This is a genomic window from Pseudomonas sp. ICMP 460, from assembly GCF_002723595.1.
In the GTDB taxonomy this organism is placed as follows: Bacteria; Pseudomonadota; Gammaproteobacteria; order Pseudomonadales; family Pseudomonadaceae; genus Aquipseudomonas; species Aquipseudomonas kitaguniensis.
This window is the reverse complement of sequence record NZ_LKBR01000007.1, coordinates 1-12,976: the sequence shown is the minus strand read 5'-3', so window position 1 is coordinate 12,976 and position 12,976 is coordinate 1. Positions and strand designations below refer to the sequence as shown.

Below are 12,976 nucleotides of genomic sequence, written 5' to 3'. Positions count from 1 at the left end.
GCGCCCTGGCCGCCGCGATTAGGTAAACTGCCCGCCCTTCGCGGAGGCTGACATGCAAGACGACGATTTTTCCCTGTTCAAAAACGAGCTGCGCGGCGTCAAGCCGATCAAGCACGACCGTGCCGACACCGGCAAACCCAAAGCTGACCGGGCGCAGATCGCCAAGCTGCGCCAAGCCGCGACGTTGCGCACCGACGCCACCACCGTGGATGGTTTGTCGGACCAGTTCGTGATCGACGTCGGCCCCGAAGACGAGTTGATGTGGGCGCGTGACGGCGTGCAGGAAAGCCAGATGCGCAAGCTCAAGGTCGGGCAGATCCCCTTCGAAGGCAGCCTCGACCTGCACGGCATGAACGTCGAAAAAGCCCGCGAAACCCTCTGGGCGTTTCTTGCCGAAGCGACTAAATTCGAAATCCGCTGCGTACGCGTCACCCACGGTAAAGCCGTGCGGCTGGACGGCAAGCGGCCGATGATCAAGAGCCACGTCAACACCTGGCTGCGCCAGCATTCCCAAGTACTCGGCTTCACCTCGTGCCAGCCGCGCCACGGTGGCGCGGGTGCGGTGTATGTGATGCTCAAGCGCACCATGCTGGAAGGCCGCGACGAGTAACAACTGCCATCGTCAGGCTTGCAGCGATGTGCCCGCCACCGTAACCTTGCGCTTTGCGAAAATCCCACAGGTAGTTTCATGTCCCTGGAACAGAATTACACCGCGATCCTCGGCCAACTCGGCGAGGACGTTTCCCGCGAGGGCCTGCTCGACACGCCAAAACGTGCCGCCAAGGCCATGCAATACCTTTGCCGCGGCTATGCACAGACGCTTGAAGAGGTCACCAACGGTGCCTTGTTCAGCTCTGACAACAGCGAAATGGTGCTGGTCAAGGACATCGAGTTGTACTCGTTGTGCGAACACCACCTGCTGCCGTTTATCGGCAAGGCTCACGTCGCGTATATCCCGAGCGGCAAAGTGCTGGGCCTATCGAAGGTCGCGCGCATTGTCGACATGTATGCGCGCCGTCTGCAGATCCAGGAAAACCTCAGCCGCCAGATTGCCGACGCAGTGATGCAAGTCACCGGCGCGCTGGGCGTGGCCGTGGTGATTGAAGCCAAGCACATGTGCATGATGATGCGCGGTGTGGAAAAACAGAATTCGTCGATGATCACCTCGGTGATGCTCGGTGAGTTCCGCGAAAACGCGGCCACCCGCAGCGAATTCCTCAGCCTGATCAAGTAACCGGCTGGGTACAAAAAGACCGGCGTTCATCGCCGGTTTTTTTTCGCCTTCCGAAATCAGGTAAGCTGCGCCCCATTCTGTATCGGGCAAGAGGTTTCAGCCATGTTCGTCAAAGCACTTCGAGTAGGCCTCGGCCACGTCATCATCGCGGGCGACGCCCTTACCCGCCCACGCAAAAAGCAGCGCAGCGCTGAACAACAGGCGCAGGTCAACGCCGCCGCCGAGCACCTGACCCTGTATCAGTTTCACGCCTGCCCGTTCTGCGTGAAGACCCGCCGCACACTGCACCGTCTGAATGTGCCGGTGGCGTTGAAGGATGCGAAGAACAACGCGCACGACCGCCAGACCCTGCTGGAGCAAGGTGGCAAGATCAAAGTGCCGTGCCTGCGTATCGAAGAGAACGGCCAGACCACCTGGATGTACGATTCCAAAGTGATCATTGATTACCTGGACAAGCGCTTCGCGGCGATTTGACCGAACCCTGCAGGGCCAACGCGGGAGGGAGCGCGCTCCCTTCCCGCCACTGACCGGGTAATCAGTCCAGCATCGCCACATGCTTGGGGTGGCTGGCCACGCGCGTCAACCACGCCTGCACGGCCGGGTAAGGCGTCAGGTCAAAACCACCCTCGTGGGCCACGTGGGTGTAGGCATACAGCGCGATATCGGCAATCGAATATTGCTCGCCCACCAGGTAAGGCGTGGCTTGCAATTGGCGCTCCATGACCTTCAAGGCCTTGTGCCCGCGCTTGTGGGTGGTGGTGTATTCCTCAAGGCGGTCTTGCGGCATGTTCAGGTAGAACTGGATAAACCGCGCCACTGCAATGTAGGGCTCATGGCTGTATTGCTCGAAAAACTGCCACTGCAATACCTGAGTGCGCAAGCGCGGCTCGGTCGGCAAGAACTCGCTGCCATCGGCGAGGAAGTTGAGGATCGCATTCGACTCCCACAGGCAGGTACCGTCTTCCAACTCCAACACGGGGATTTTGCCGTTGGGGTTCTTGGCCAAAAATTCGGGGGTCTCGGTGCCACCCTTGAGGATGTCGACATCGATCCATTGATACGCGATGCCCAACAGGTTGAGCATCAACTTGACCTTGTAGCAGTTGCCCGACTTGTAATCGCCGTAAACCTTGTACATGGGGCTCCCCTTATGCCGCTTGCGCGTGCTGTGCTTGACGGACCACTGCGGCCAGGCGCTTGAGACCTTCGTCCAACCGGGACGGGTCGATGTGGCTGAAATTCAGCCGGAACGAGCCAAGGTGCTGGTCGGGCTCGGAAAAGAACGGTTCACCGGGCATGAACGCGACGTTCTGATCGAATGCTTGCGCCAACAAGGTGCGGGTGTCGAGCGGTTGTTTCAAGGTCAGCCAGAAGAATAATCCGCCCTGCGGCGTTTGCCAGTCGGCCAAGTCACCGAAATGGCGCTGCAGGGCAGCCTGGAATGCATCGCGACGTTCGCGGTAAAAGCTGCGCAGTTGCGCCAGGTGTTGCTGGTATTTTTCGCTGCCGACCCACTGCATCGCTTGCCATTGGCCGACGCGGTTCGTGTGCAGGTCGGCAGACTGCTTGAGCTTGAGCAGGTGCGGGAACAGGTCCGGGCTGGCGATCAGGTAACCGACGCGCAGCCCGGGCAGCAAGGTTTTGGAGACGGTGCCGGTGTAGATCCAACTGGCCTTTTGCAGACGCCCGGCGATGGGCTGCGCGCTGGCGCCGTCGAAGGTCAGCTCGCGGTAAGGTTCATCCTCGATCAAGGTTACGCCGAACTCATCCAGCAAGGCGGCGACGGCTGCGCGCTTGGCCTCGCTGTAGCGCACGGCCGATGGGTTCTGGAAGGTCGGGATCAGGTAGATGAATGCCGGTTGATGGCGTTCGAGGCTGGCGCGCAAGGCCGCAAGGTTGGGGCCGTCGGCTTCCAGTTGCACGGTCAGGCAGTCGGCGCCGAACAGTTGGAATATCTGCAACGCGGCCAGGTAGGTCGGGCCTTCGAGCAGGATCTGCGTGCCTTTGTCGATATACAGTTTGGCCGCCAGGTCGAGGGTTTGCTGGGAACCGCTGACCACCAGCACCTGGCTGGCCTGGCACGGCACGCCAATGGCGCGCGCCTGCGCGGCGAGCAGTTCACGCAACTGCGGCTCGCCTTCGCTCATGCCGTATTGGCCCATGTTCAGCGGCATGTCGTCCCAGCTCAGCGCGGGCAGCATGGCTTCGGCGGGCAGGCCGCCGGCGAACGACATCACTTCCGGGCGCTGCGCCGCGGCGAGGATTTCACGGATCAAGGAGCTTTTGAGGCGCGTAACACGTTCAGAGAAGGCCATAAGGTCACCGGTGGCAAAGCGTGCAGGAAATACGTCAAACTGGTTGACCGAAATTACGACGACTTGAGTAGATACGTCAATATGCTTGACCTTAAAAACCAAAGCAGTCAGCAGCAAGCCATGGAAGCCTTCTTTTTCGGTTACCAGGCGTTCACCGCCAAGGCCGATGAAATGCTTGAGCGCCGAGGCCTGAGCCGCGTGCACCAGCGCATCGTATTTTTTATCGCGCGCTACCCCGCGTTGAGCGTGAAGCAACTGCTGGAATTACTCGGCGTGAGCAAGCAGGCGCTGAACATGCCATTGCGCCAATTGCAGGCAATGCACTGGGTGAACAGCGTGGCGTCCGAGACCGACAAACGTAAACGCCTGCTCGAATTGAGCGAAGAAGGCCTGCGTTTCGAGCAAGCGTTGCGCCGCGAACAGGTGAAGTTGTTGCAGCGCGCGTTCAGCGAAGCCGGGGCGGACGCGGTCGCGGGGTGGCTGGCGGTGAACAAGGCACTCGCTGGCTTGCCGTAAGCCCTGAGGCAAGCGGGCTTACTGTGGCAGGCGGGCTTGCCACAATAAAGCACCTTCCGCGCACACAATCGAAAACACTATTTGCTTTATTTGTATACAAAAGCATAATCCACTTTGCGCGAGTTTCTGACCTATTGGTCAACAAACCCCGTCAGTACCTCAAAGCGCTGTCGCCCACGCAGGTGACCGGCGCTGTCAATAACAATAAAACGCTTGAGGAGTACTCGCTGTGGATAGCCGCAAAACCGAAGCCCCTACGCTGGACCTCTCCACACCGCACAGCGGTTGGCTGGAGCGTCTGTTCAAACTGCGTTTGCATGGCACCACCGTGAAGACCGAACTGATCGCTGGCCTGACCACCTTCATCACCATGGCCTACATCATCTTCGTCAACCCGAACATCATGGCGGACGCAGGCATTGATCACGGCGCAGCGTTCGTTGCCACCTGCATCGCCGCCGCGCTCGGCTGCCTGTTGATGGGCCTGTACGCCAACTGGCCGGTGGGCCTGGCGCCGGGCATGGGCTTGAACGCGTTTTTCACCTACACCGTGGTCGGCACCCTGGGCTACCACTGGGAAACCGCGCTGGGTGCGGTGTTTATCTCGGGCGTGTTGTTCATGGGCCTCACGCTTTCGAGGGTGCGCGAATGGCTGCTCAACAGCATCCCGGTGAGCCTGCGCCATGCGATGGGCGCGGGTGTCGGCTTGTTTCTCGGGGTGATTGGCCTGAAAACCGCCGGTATCATCGTCGACAGCCCCGCCACGCTGATCAAGCTCGGCTCCTTGCACGAACCCGCGCCGCTGTTGGCGGCAGTGTGCTTTTTGCTGATCGCGATTCTCAGCTATCACCGGGTATTCGGCGCGATCCTCATCAGCATTATCGCCGTGACCCTGGCCGGTTGGGGCTTGGGCCTGGTGCACTACAACGGCATTCTCTCCACGCCGCCGAGCCTGGCACCGACCTGGATGGCGATGGACATCAAGGGTGTATTCAATGTAAGCATGATCAGCGTGGTTTTTGCCTTCCTGTTTGTGCACATGTTCGACACCGCCGGTACACTGATGGGCGTCGCCCAGCGCGCCGGGCTGGTGAATGCCGATGGCAAGATCCATAACCTGTCGCGTGCCTTGAAGGCCGACAGCGCGTCCAGTGTGTTCGGCGCCATGGTCGGTGTGCCACCGGTGACCAGCTACGTAGAAAGTGCCGCCGGTGTGGCCGCGGGTGGGCGCACCGGGCTGACTGCCGTGACCGTGGGCGTGTTGTTTGTGGCGGCGATGTTTTTTGCGCCGCTGGCCGGCATGATCCCTGCTTACGCCACCGCCGGTGCGCTGATTTACGTGGCGATGCTGATGATGGCGAGCATGGCGCACATCAATTGGGATGAGGCCACCGACAGCATTCCGGCGATCGTGACGGCGATCATGATGCCGCTGACGTTCTCGGTCGCCGACGGTATCGCCTTGGGCTTTATCACGTATGTGGCGCTCAAGGCCGGCACCGGCAAGTACCGCGAAATTTCTGTGAGTTTGTGGGTGCTGTGCGTGATATTTATTGCGAAGTTTGCCTTCCTGTAAGGCGCGGTAGTTGAATTTTTGGGGCCGCTGCGCAGCCCGGCGCGAGCAAGCCCGCTCGCCACAGGCAAGGCGCCGGCTTTTGGACGATTGGAGGACTGTAAATGACCCTGGAAACCTGGCTGCTGTTCAGCGGCGCTGCACTGATTGTGATCCTGATTCCTGGCCCGCTGTCGCTGTTGATGATCAGCAATAGCCTGAATTACGGCCTGCGCCGTTCATACCCGGCGTTTCTGGGCGGGGTATTTGCCTCGATCTGCTTGCTCAGCGCCTCGGCCTTGGGCTTGGGTGCGCTGTTGCTGGCGTCGGAACAACTGTTCAGCGCCTTGAAGATCGTCGGCGCGCTGTACCTGTTCTACCTTGCCTGGCAGAGCTGGCAGCAATCGCGCCTGCCATCGCAGGCGGCCGCCGTGCCGAACGCGCTGCCGGCGCCGCGCTTTGCTGCGCTGTTCGGCCGAGCCTTTGTGCTGGGCGCGAGCAACCCCAAAGACATTCTGTTTTTCGCGGCTTTCCTGCCGCAGTTTCTGAACAGCCAGCACGCCTTTGTGCCGCAACTGCTGAGCATGATCGCCACGTGGGCCGTGCTCGACCTGTTGTGCAAGCTGGCCTACGGTTTGGGCGCGCATGGCGCCGCGCGCTATCTGCGCAGCGGCTCAGGCCAAAGCTGGTTCAACCGCGTGAGTGCGGCACTCTTCAGTTGCGCCGGCATTGCCTCGCTGATCAAGGTTCGAGCGGGTGCGCTTTAACCACGCCAGAACCTTGCGCCGCGCATAAAAAAGCCCGCTGTATGAGCGGGCCAAGCTAACCAGGTGCCGAGATCAGCTACCGCGATAGGTCGAGTAGCTGTAAGGCGAAAGCAGCAACGGCACATGGTAGTGGTCCTGTTCGGCGCTGATGCCGAAGCGCAGCACCACCACGTCGAGAAACGCAGGGTCCGGCAATTGCACGCCACGCGCGCGGTAGTAATCGCCAGCGCTGAATTGCAGTTGGTACACGCCACTGCGGTAGTCGTCGCCTTGCAACAAGGGCGCGTCGCAGCGCCCGTCATTGTTGGTCACGACGCTCGCCACCTGCACCAGTTGCGTGCCTTCGACGCGGTACAGCTCAACCTTGATCGCGCTGCCGGGGCACCCGTGCGCGGCGTCCAAAACGTGTGTGGTCAAACGTCCCATGGCGTCTATGCGCCTCCGTAAGTCAGTTGAAGGTGAATTCGCCCCGTTTCAGGGCATCGAAAAAGCCGGCGATGGCCGATTAAGACACTTTTAAAAAAAATTGTACACAATAAAAATTGCAACGCCGCTGATCCTCTTGGCCGCGTAAGCCTGACGGGCAGTTCACGGGTAATCCTTGCTTTCAAACAACCTTTTGTCCTTTAGCTGACCAGTTAGGCAAGTTTCTTGCTTAGTCCTGTACGTCGATCACGGCGGAAAAAATGCAGAAAACCAGGCTTACAAAGTTGACTATAAGTTGTATACAATCACTCATCGCAGTGACTCCACCCTGTCATTTCACTGCTCGGCCGCCACCCCAATGATCACGAACAAGAAGGAAGACTGCAGTGAGCGCTGACTACCCACGCGACCTGATCGGTTACGGCAGTAACCCTCCTCACCCCCACTGGCCGGGCAAGGCACGCATCGCGTTGTCGTTCGTACTCAACTACGAAGAAGGCGGCGAGCGCAACATTTTGCACGGCGATAAAGAGTCCGAAGCGTTCCTCTCGGAGATGGTCTCGGCCCAGCCGCTGCAAGGCGAACGCAACATGAGCATGGAGTCGCTGTACGAATACGGCAGCCGTGCCGGTGTGTGGCGCATCCTCAAGTTGTTCAAGGCATTCGATATTCCGCTGACGATTTTCGCCGTGGCCATGGCCGCCCAGCGCCACCCGGATGTCATCCGCGCGATGGTCGCCGCCGGCCACGAGATCTGCAGCCATGGCTACCGCTGGATCGACTACCAGTACATGGACGAAGCCCAGGAGCGCGAGCACATGCTCGAAGCCATCCGCATCCTCACCGAGCTGACCGGCCAGCGCCCACTGGGCTGGTACACCGGGCGCACCGGCCCCAACACGCGGCGGCTGGTGATGGAAGAAGGTGGCTTTCTGTACGACTGCGATACCTACGACGACGACCTGCCCTACTGGGAACCGAATAACCCGACCGGCAAGCCGCACCTGGTAATCCCTTACACGCTGGACACCAACGACATGCGCTTCACCCAGGTGCAGGGTTTCAACAAGGGCGACGATTTTTTCGACTACCTCAAAGACGCGTTTGATGTGCTCTACGCCGAAGGCGCCGAGGCGCCGAAGATGCTGTCTATCGGCCTGCATTGCCGCCTGATCGGCCGCCCTGCACGCCTCGCCGCCTTGAAGCGCTTTATCGAATACGCAAAGGGCCACGAACAGGTGTGGTTCACTCGCCGTGTCGACATTGCCCGCCACTGGGACCACACCCACCCGTACACGGGAGCGGCCCAATGAGCGCCTTTCAAACACTGAAACCTTCGACCTTGAGCCGCGACGAATTTGTCGCAGCGTTTGCCGACATTTACGAACATTCGCCATGGGTGGCCGAACAGGCTTTCGACTTGGGCCAGGACCCTTCGATCGATCAGATCGAAACCCTGCACCAGCGCATGAGCGACATCCTGCTCCGCGCCGATCGCACCCGGCAGTTGGCGCTGATCAACGCTCACCCGGACCTGGCCGGCAAAGCGGCCGTCCAGGGCCAACTGACCCAAGCCAGCACTGATGAGCAAACTGGCGCGGGGATTCACCAATGCTCGAGCGAGGAGTTCTCGCGCTTCACCGAGCTGAATGATGCCTACAAGGCCACGTTCAAGTTTCCCTTCATCATGGCGGTAAAAGGCAGCAACCGGCATCAGATCCTCGCCGCGTTCGAAACGCGCATCCATAACCCGGCAGACGTCGAGTTCAACTGCGCACTGGCCGAGATCAACAAGATCGCGCTGCTGCGCTTACTGGCCCTCTAAACCACCGTCCCCAGCCACTTACTCAAGGCAGACAAGAAGAATGAAAGCTTACGCCGCACCTTTCGAGAAGTTCGTCAACCTGGCCGACGCCCGTTTGGGCACCAAGATTCTTTCGGTGACCGATGACTGGTTCGCTGACGCCAACCGCCTGTTCCAGCCGACCCCGGCCGTGTGGAAAGAGGGCGTTTTCGACGATAACGGCAAGTGGATGGACGGCTGGGAGTCGCGCCGCAAGCGTTTTGAAGGCTACGACAGCGCGGTGATCCGCCTGGGCGTACCCGGCTCGATCAAGGGCGTGGACATCGACACTTCATTCTTCACCGGCAACTACCCGCCGTCGGCTTCGCTGGAAGCCTGCTTCCTGGCCTCGGGCGAGCCTGATGAAAACACCCCGTGGGTGGAAGTGCTGTCGGCCGTCGAGCTGCAAGGCAACAGCCACCACTACCACGAGATCAACAACGGCCAAGCGTTCAGCCACTTGCGTTTCAACATTTACCCGGATGGCGGCGTGGCCCGTCTTCGCGTTTACGGCATTCCGTTCCGCGACTGGTCGCAGGTGGGTGACAACGAACAGGTCGACCTGGCGTCGGCGCTGAACGGCGGCCGCGCACTGGCGTGTTCCGATGAACACTTCGGGCGCATGAGCAACATCCTCAACCCCGGCCGTGGCGTGAACATGGGCGATGGCTGGGAAACTGCGCGTCGTCGCACGCCAGGCAATGACTGGGTGATCGTCGCGCTGGGCCACCCCGGCGAGATCGAGAAAATCATCGTCGACACCCTGCACTTCAAGGGCAACTACCCGGACACGTGTTCGATCCAGGGCGCCTTCGTGAAGGGCGGCACCGACAGCCAGATCGAAACCCAATCGCTGTTCTGGCGCGAATTGCTGCCGGCGCAAAAGCTCGAAATGCACGCTGAGCACTCGTTTGCCGAGCAAATCAAGGCACTCGGCCCGATCACTCACATCCGCCTCAACGTGTTCCCGGATGGCGGCGTGAGTCGCCTGCGGGTGCTCGGCAAGGTAGCCAAGTAAGCGGTGAAGCCATTCGCGAGCAAGCCCGCTCCCACATTTGAAGGTATTCACAATTCAAAATGTGGGAGCGGGCTTGCTCGCGATAACGCCAGATCAAACAACACAGCACTCAGACAAGACAAGAAGACAGCCATGCGCATACTGATGATCGAACCGCTGAGCAAAGAAGCCTTCGCGCCGTTCGGAGACGTTATCGAAACCGATGGCAGCGATCACTTCATGATCAACAACGGGTCGACCATGCGCTTTCACAAGCTGGCAACGGTCGAAACCGCCCAGCCTGAAGACCACGCCATCATCAGCATCTTTCGCGCCGACGCGCTGCAGATGCCATTGACCGTGGGCATGCTGGAGAGACACCCGCTGGGCAGCCAGGCGTTTATTCCGCTGCTCGGCAACCCTTTTCTGATCGTGGTCGCGCCACTTGGCGATGCACCTGTATCGGGCTTGGTCCGCGCCTTCGTCACCAACGGCAGGCAGGGCATTAATTACCATCGCGGCGTTTGGCACCACCCGGTGCTGACGATCGAAAAGCGGGATGACTTCCTGGTGGTTGATCGCAGTGGCACCGGCAATAACTGCGATGAGCATTTTTTCCAAGAGGATGAGCGATTGATCCTCGCCCCCCACCAATAAGAGAAGGCCGGATCACCCGACAACAAGGGTGACCGGCGAGAGGTAAAGACTGTGGAAGCACATCTGTTGGAATGGCTGAACCTTAGCGTACGCTGGGTTCACATGATCACTGGCGTCGCGTGGATCGGCGCTTCCTTCTATTTTGTCTGGCTGGAAAACAACCTCAATCGCGTCAACCCCAAAGACGGCTTGGCCGGTGATTTGTGGGCGATCCACGGTGGCGGTATCTACCACCTGGAAAAATACAAACTGGCCCCGCCGACCATGCCGGACAACCTGAACTGGTTCAAATGGGAAGCCTATTTCACCTGGATGTCGGGCGTCGCGCTGCTGTGCGTGGTGTTCTACCTCAACCCGACGCTGTACCTGCTCGCCCCCGGCAGCAGCCTCAGCGGCACCGAAGGCGTGTTGCTGGGCATTGGCTCACTGTTCGCCGGTTGGTTCATCTACTCGTTCCTCTGCGACTCGGCGCTGGGCAAGCGCCCTGCCCTGCTTGGCCTGATCCTGTTTGTGCTGTTGATTGCAGCCGCGTACGGCTTCAGCAAAGTCTTCAGTGGCCGCGGCGCTTACCTGCACGTGGGCGCCGTCATCGGCACAATCATGGTCGGTAACGTGTTCCGCATCATCATGCCCGCCCAGCGTGCGCTGGTGGCCGCAATCGCGGAGCAGCGCACGCCGGACCCGTCATTGCCGGCCAAGGGTTTGCTGCGTTCGCGGCACAACAACTACTTCACCTTGCCGGTGCTGTTCATCATGATCAGCAACCACTTCCCAAGCACTTACGGCAGCCAATACAACTGGCTGATCCTGGCAGGCATCGCCGTGGCCGCCGTGTTGGTGCGCCACTACTTCAACACTCGGCATAACAGCCAGAAGTATGCGTGGACGCTGCCGGTGGGCGCCTTGGCAATGATTTGCCTGGCGTATGTCACCGGGCCCAAGCCGGTTGCAGAAGTCGCCAAGGCGCCTGCCGCCATCGAGTACCAGCCACTGCCGGAAACCGCGTTGGGTGGCGGTTTGAAACCGGCCGCACCGGCTGCGCCCGCAGCACCGGCCGCCGCACCTGCGCCTGCACAGGCGACGATTGATTTCGACAAGGTGCATGGCGTGATCCAGGAACGCTGCGCCGTGTGCCACTCGGCCAAGCCCACCAGCCCGCTGTTCAGCACCGCACCGGCAGGCGTGATGTTCGACACCCCGACGCAAATTCAGCAGCAGGCAGCGCGCATTCAAGCGCAGGCCGTGGCCAGCCAGATCATGCCGCTGGGCAATATCACTCAGATGACCCAGCAGGAACGGGAGTTGATCGGCACCTGGATCAACCAAGGCGCCCACACTAACTGAGTTTGATCGTTCCCACGCGGGAACGATCAATTCGACGCGCCCCATTTTTGCCCCACACGCGCACTAACAACGCACTTGAGCCAAGGCCTGGGAGCCAGTATTCTCCGCGCCCGCTCGAATCGACTCTAAAACAAACAGCGACTGTAAAAGCTGACTGCAGGGCCAATTAATCCTGGCCCAATACCTGCGGCCAACGTGTACAAAACACCCTCTGGACTCAACTGCATCAAGTGCAGGCGAAGAGGTTTTTTCGGCTTTTTGAACACCTTGGCGCAGCGCTTGCTAAAAGCATCAAAGCTGACCAATCAGACGATTTTTGCAGCGAACCCAAAGGCGCCATACCAGAGCGCCTGCGTAGAAAAATAATCCTAAACTTTGACTCGGGAGCAACCGAATGAAACCTATGTTGAAAGGCCTGATGTTGACAGGCTCGCTGCTGGCCGGTGGCCAAGCCGCGGCGGGTGACCTGTTGCAATGGCAGAACAACAGCCTGACGTACCTGTGGGGCAAAAACTTCACCATCAACCCACAGATCCAGCAGACGGTGACGTTTGAACATGCTGACGCCTGGAAGTACGGCGACAACTTTTTGTTTGTCGACCGCATCTTTTACAACGGCAAGGAAGACGGCAACGTAGGCCCAAGTACTTACTACGGCGAGTTCAGCCCACGCTTGTCGTTCGGCAAGATTTTCGACAAAGACCTGTCATTCGGTCCGATCAAAGACGTGCTGCTGGCGTTCACTTACGAGTTCGGCGAAGGCGACAACGAGTCGTACTTGTTCGGCCCGGGCTTTGACTTGAACATTCCGGGTTTTGACTACTTCCAGTTGAACTTCTACCAGCGTCAGACCGAGGGCAATCGCCCTGGCGACAACATTTGGCAGATCACCCCGGTCTGGGCGTACACCCTTCCCGTCGGCAACTCTAACGTACTGATTGACGGGTATATCGACTGGGTAACCGATAACGACAAGACTTCACGCGGTACTTATCACGCCAACCTGCACATCAACCCACAGGTCAAATACGACTTGGGTAAAGCGCTGCACTGGGGCGAGAAGCAGTTGTATGTGGGCTTTGAGTATGACTACTGGAAGAACAAGTACGGCATTCAGGACACCGGTGCTTTTGAGACCAACCAGAACACCGCAAGCTTTCTGGTCAAATACCACTTTTAACGGTTGACCACTGTGGCCTTAGGGTTGTGCTTGGGTTTTGAGTGCTTATCCGTTATTGAGGTTATGGCTGGTATCGGTTCCGCTCTTACAGCGGGTCACTTTTGAAAGGACCCAAAAGTAACCAAAAGGTCCTCGCCCCACCACT

General features: G+C 59.4%; 15 protein-coding genes. 12 read left to right on the top strand and 3 right to left on the bottom strand.

Translation table 11 applies throughout. The features are described 5' to 3' along the window. Positions 1-52 precede the first annotated feature (52 nt). The 3 genes from AO240_RS06945 (at position 53) to AO240_RS06935 (ending at position 1,708) form a co-directional block, all read left to right on the top strand. The gene (locus tag AO240_RS06945) at positions 53-610 is read left to right on the top strand and encodes a Smr/MutS family protein (RefSeq protein WP_099235701.1); all 558 of its coding nucleotides are present in this window, start codon (positions 53-55) and stop codon (positions 608-610) included. 78 nt (positions 611-688) lie between these two features. Then, on the top strand, positions 689-1,234 hold the full coding sequence (gene folE, locus AO240_RS06940; RefSeq protein WP_016773769.1) for a GTP cyclohydrolase I FolE: 546 nt from the start codon (positions 689-691) through the stop codon (positions 1,232-1,234). Between the two features lie 102 nt (positions 1,235-1,336). Then, positions 1,337-1,708: a glutathione S-transferase N-terminal domain-containing protein gene (locus AO240_RS06935; RefSeq protein ID WP_099235700.1), complete on the top strand. Its 372-nt coding sequence runs from the start codon at positions 1,337-1,339 to the stop codon at positions 1,706-1,708. Between the two features lie 61 nt (positions 1,709-1,769). Here the strand turns inward: AO240_RS06935 and AO240_RS06930 are convergent, their stop codons facing one another. Then, positions 1,770-2,372, bottom strand: a complete 603-nt coding sequence (locus AO240_RS06930) for a glutathione S-transferase family protein (protein ID WP_099235699.1) — start codon at positions 2,370-2,372, stop codon at positions 1,770-1,772. A 10-nt stretch (positions 2,373-2,382) separates the two neighbouring features. Then, positions 2,383-3,549: a PLP-dependent aminotransferase family protein gene (locus AO240_RS06925; protein ID WP_099235698.1), complete on the bottom strand. Its 1,167-nt coding sequence runs from the start codon at positions 3,547-3,549 to the stop codon at positions 2,383-2,385. An 81-nt stretch (positions 3,550-3,630) separates the two neighbouring features. Here AO240_RS06925 and AO240_RS06920 point away from each other — a divergent pair, with 81 nt between their 5' ends. From AO240_RS06920 to AO240_RS06910, 3 genes are all read left to right on the top strand, one after another. Beyond that, the gene (locus AO240_RS06920; RefSeq protein WP_099235697.1) at positions 3,631-4,065 is read left to right on the top strand and encodes a MarR family winged helix-turn-helix transcriptional regulator; all 435 of its coding nucleotides are present in this window, start codon (positions 3,631-3,633) and stop codon (positions 4,063-4,065) included. A gap of 229 nt (positions 4,066-4,294) precedes the next feature. Continuing rightward, positions 4,295-5,641, top strand: coding sequence for an NCS2 family permease (locus tag AO240_RS06915; protein ID WP_099235696.1), 1,347 nt, complete (start codon positions 4,295-4,297; stop codon positions 5,639-5,641). Positions 5,642-5,742: 101 nt separating this feature from the next. Further along, on the top strand, positions 5,743-6,384 hold the full coding sequence (locus AO240_RS06910; RefSeq protein WP_099235695.1) for a LysE family translocator: 642 nt from the start codon (positions 5,743-5,745) through the stop codon (positions 6,382-6,384). Between the two features lie 72 nt (positions 6,385-6,456). Here the strand turns inward: AO240_RS06910 and uraH are convergent, their stop codons facing one another. Next, positions 6,457-6,810, bottom strand: a complete 354-nt coding sequence (gene uraH, locus AO240_RS06905) for a hydroxyisourate hydrolase (protein WP_099235694.1) — start codon at positions 6,808-6,810, stop codon at positions 6,457-6,459. 386 nt (positions 6,811-7,196) lie between these two features. Here uraH and puuE point away from each other — a divergent pair, with 386 nt between their 5' ends. The 6 genes from puuE to AO240_RS06875 all read left to right on the top strand — a co-directional run bounded on the left by puuE (position 7,197) and on the right by AO240_RS06875 (position 12,831). Next, positions 7,197-8,123 (top strand): allantoinase PuuE, encoded by a 927-nt coding sequence (gene puuE / locus AO240_RS06900; protein ID WP_099235693.1) that lies wholly within the window; start codon positions 7,197-7,199, stop codon positions 8,121-8,123. Next, entirely contained in the window at positions 8,120-8,635 is a 516-nt protein-coding gene (gene uraD, locus AO240_RS06895; RefSeq protein WP_099235692.1) for a 2-oxo-4-hydroxy-4-carboxy-5-ureidoimidazoline decarboxylase, read from the top strand. Before puuE ends, uraD begins: the two co-directional genes overlap by 4 nt. Before the next feature lie 40 nt (positions 8,636-8,675). Continuing rightward, positions 8,676-9,671, top strand: coding sequence for an allantoicase (gene alc / locus AO240_RS06890; RefSeq protein WP_099235691.1), 996 nt, complete (start codon positions 8,676-8,678; stop codon positions 9,669-9,671). Positions 9,672-9,803: 132 nt separating this feature from the next. Then, positions 9,804-10,307, top strand: a complete 504-nt coding sequence (locus AO240_RS06885) for an ureidoglycolate lyase (RefSeq protein WP_099235690.1) — start codon at positions 9,804-9,806, stop codon at positions 10,305-10,307. A gap of 51 nt (positions 10,308-10,358) precedes the next feature. After that, on the top strand, positions 10,359-11,651 hold the full coding sequence (locus tag AO240_RS06880; protein WP_099235689.1) for a urate hydroxylase PuuD: 1,293 nt from the start codon (positions 10,359-10,361) through the stop codon (positions 11,649-11,651). Positions 11,652-12,045: 394 nt separating this feature from the next. Next, entirely contained in the window at positions 12,046-12,831 is a 786-nt protein-coding gene (locus AO240_RS06875) for an outer membrane protein OmpK (protein WP_058414226.1), read from the top strand. Positions 12,832-12,976: the final 145 nt, after the last annotated feature.

Excerpts from the sequence above, each read along its gene's own strand:
- AO240_RS06910 (WP_099235695.1), top strand. The coding sequence starts at position 5,743 with ATGACCCTGGAAACCTGGCTGCTGTTCAGCGGCGCTGCACTGATTGTG.
- AO240_RS06945 (WP_099235701.1), top strand. The coding sequence starts at position 53 with ATGCAAGACGACGATTTTTCCCTGTTCAAAAACGAGCTGCGCGGCGTC.
- AO240_RS06875 (WP_058414226.1), top strand. The coding sequence starts at position 12,046 with ATGAAACCTATGTTGAAAGGCCTGATGTTGACAGGCTCGCTGCTGGCC.
- AO240_RS06925 (WP_099235698.1), bottom strand. The coding sequence starts at position 3,549 with ATGGCCTTCTCTGAACGTGTTACGCGCCTCAAAAGCTCCTTGATCCGT.
- AO240_RS06885 (WP_099235690.1), top strand. The coding sequence starts at position 9,804 with ATGCGCATACTGATGATCGAACCGCTGAGCAAAGAAGCCTTCGCGCCG.
- uraH (WP_099235694.1), bottom strand. The coding sequence starts at position 6,810 with ATGGGACGTTTGACCACACACGTTTTGGACGCCGCGCACGGGTGCCCC.
- AO240_RS06935 (WP_099235700.1), top strand. The coding sequence starts at position 1,337 with ATGTTCGTCAAAGCACTTCGAGTAGGCCTCGGCCACGTCATCATCGCG.
- AO240_RS06930 (WP_099235699.1), bottom strand. The coding sequence starts at position 2,372 with ATGTACAAGGTTTACGGCGATTACAAGTCGGGCAACTGCTACAAGGTC.
- uraD (WP_099235692.1), top strand. The coding sequence starts at position 8,120 with ATGAGCGCCTTTCAAACACTGAAACCTTCGACCTTGAGCCGCGACGAA.
- folE (WP_016773769.1), top strand. The coding sequence starts at position 689 with ATGTCCCTGGAACAGAATTACACCGCGATCCTCGGCCAACTCGGCGAG.
- AO240_RS06920 (WP_099235697.1), top strand. The coding sequence starts at position 3,631 with ATGCTTGACCTTAAAAACCAAAGCAGTCAGCAGCAAGCCATGGAAGCC.
- alc (WP_099235691.1), top strand. The coding sequence starts at position 8,676 with ATGAAAGCTTACGCCGCACCTTTCGAGAAGTTCGTCAACCTGGCCGAC.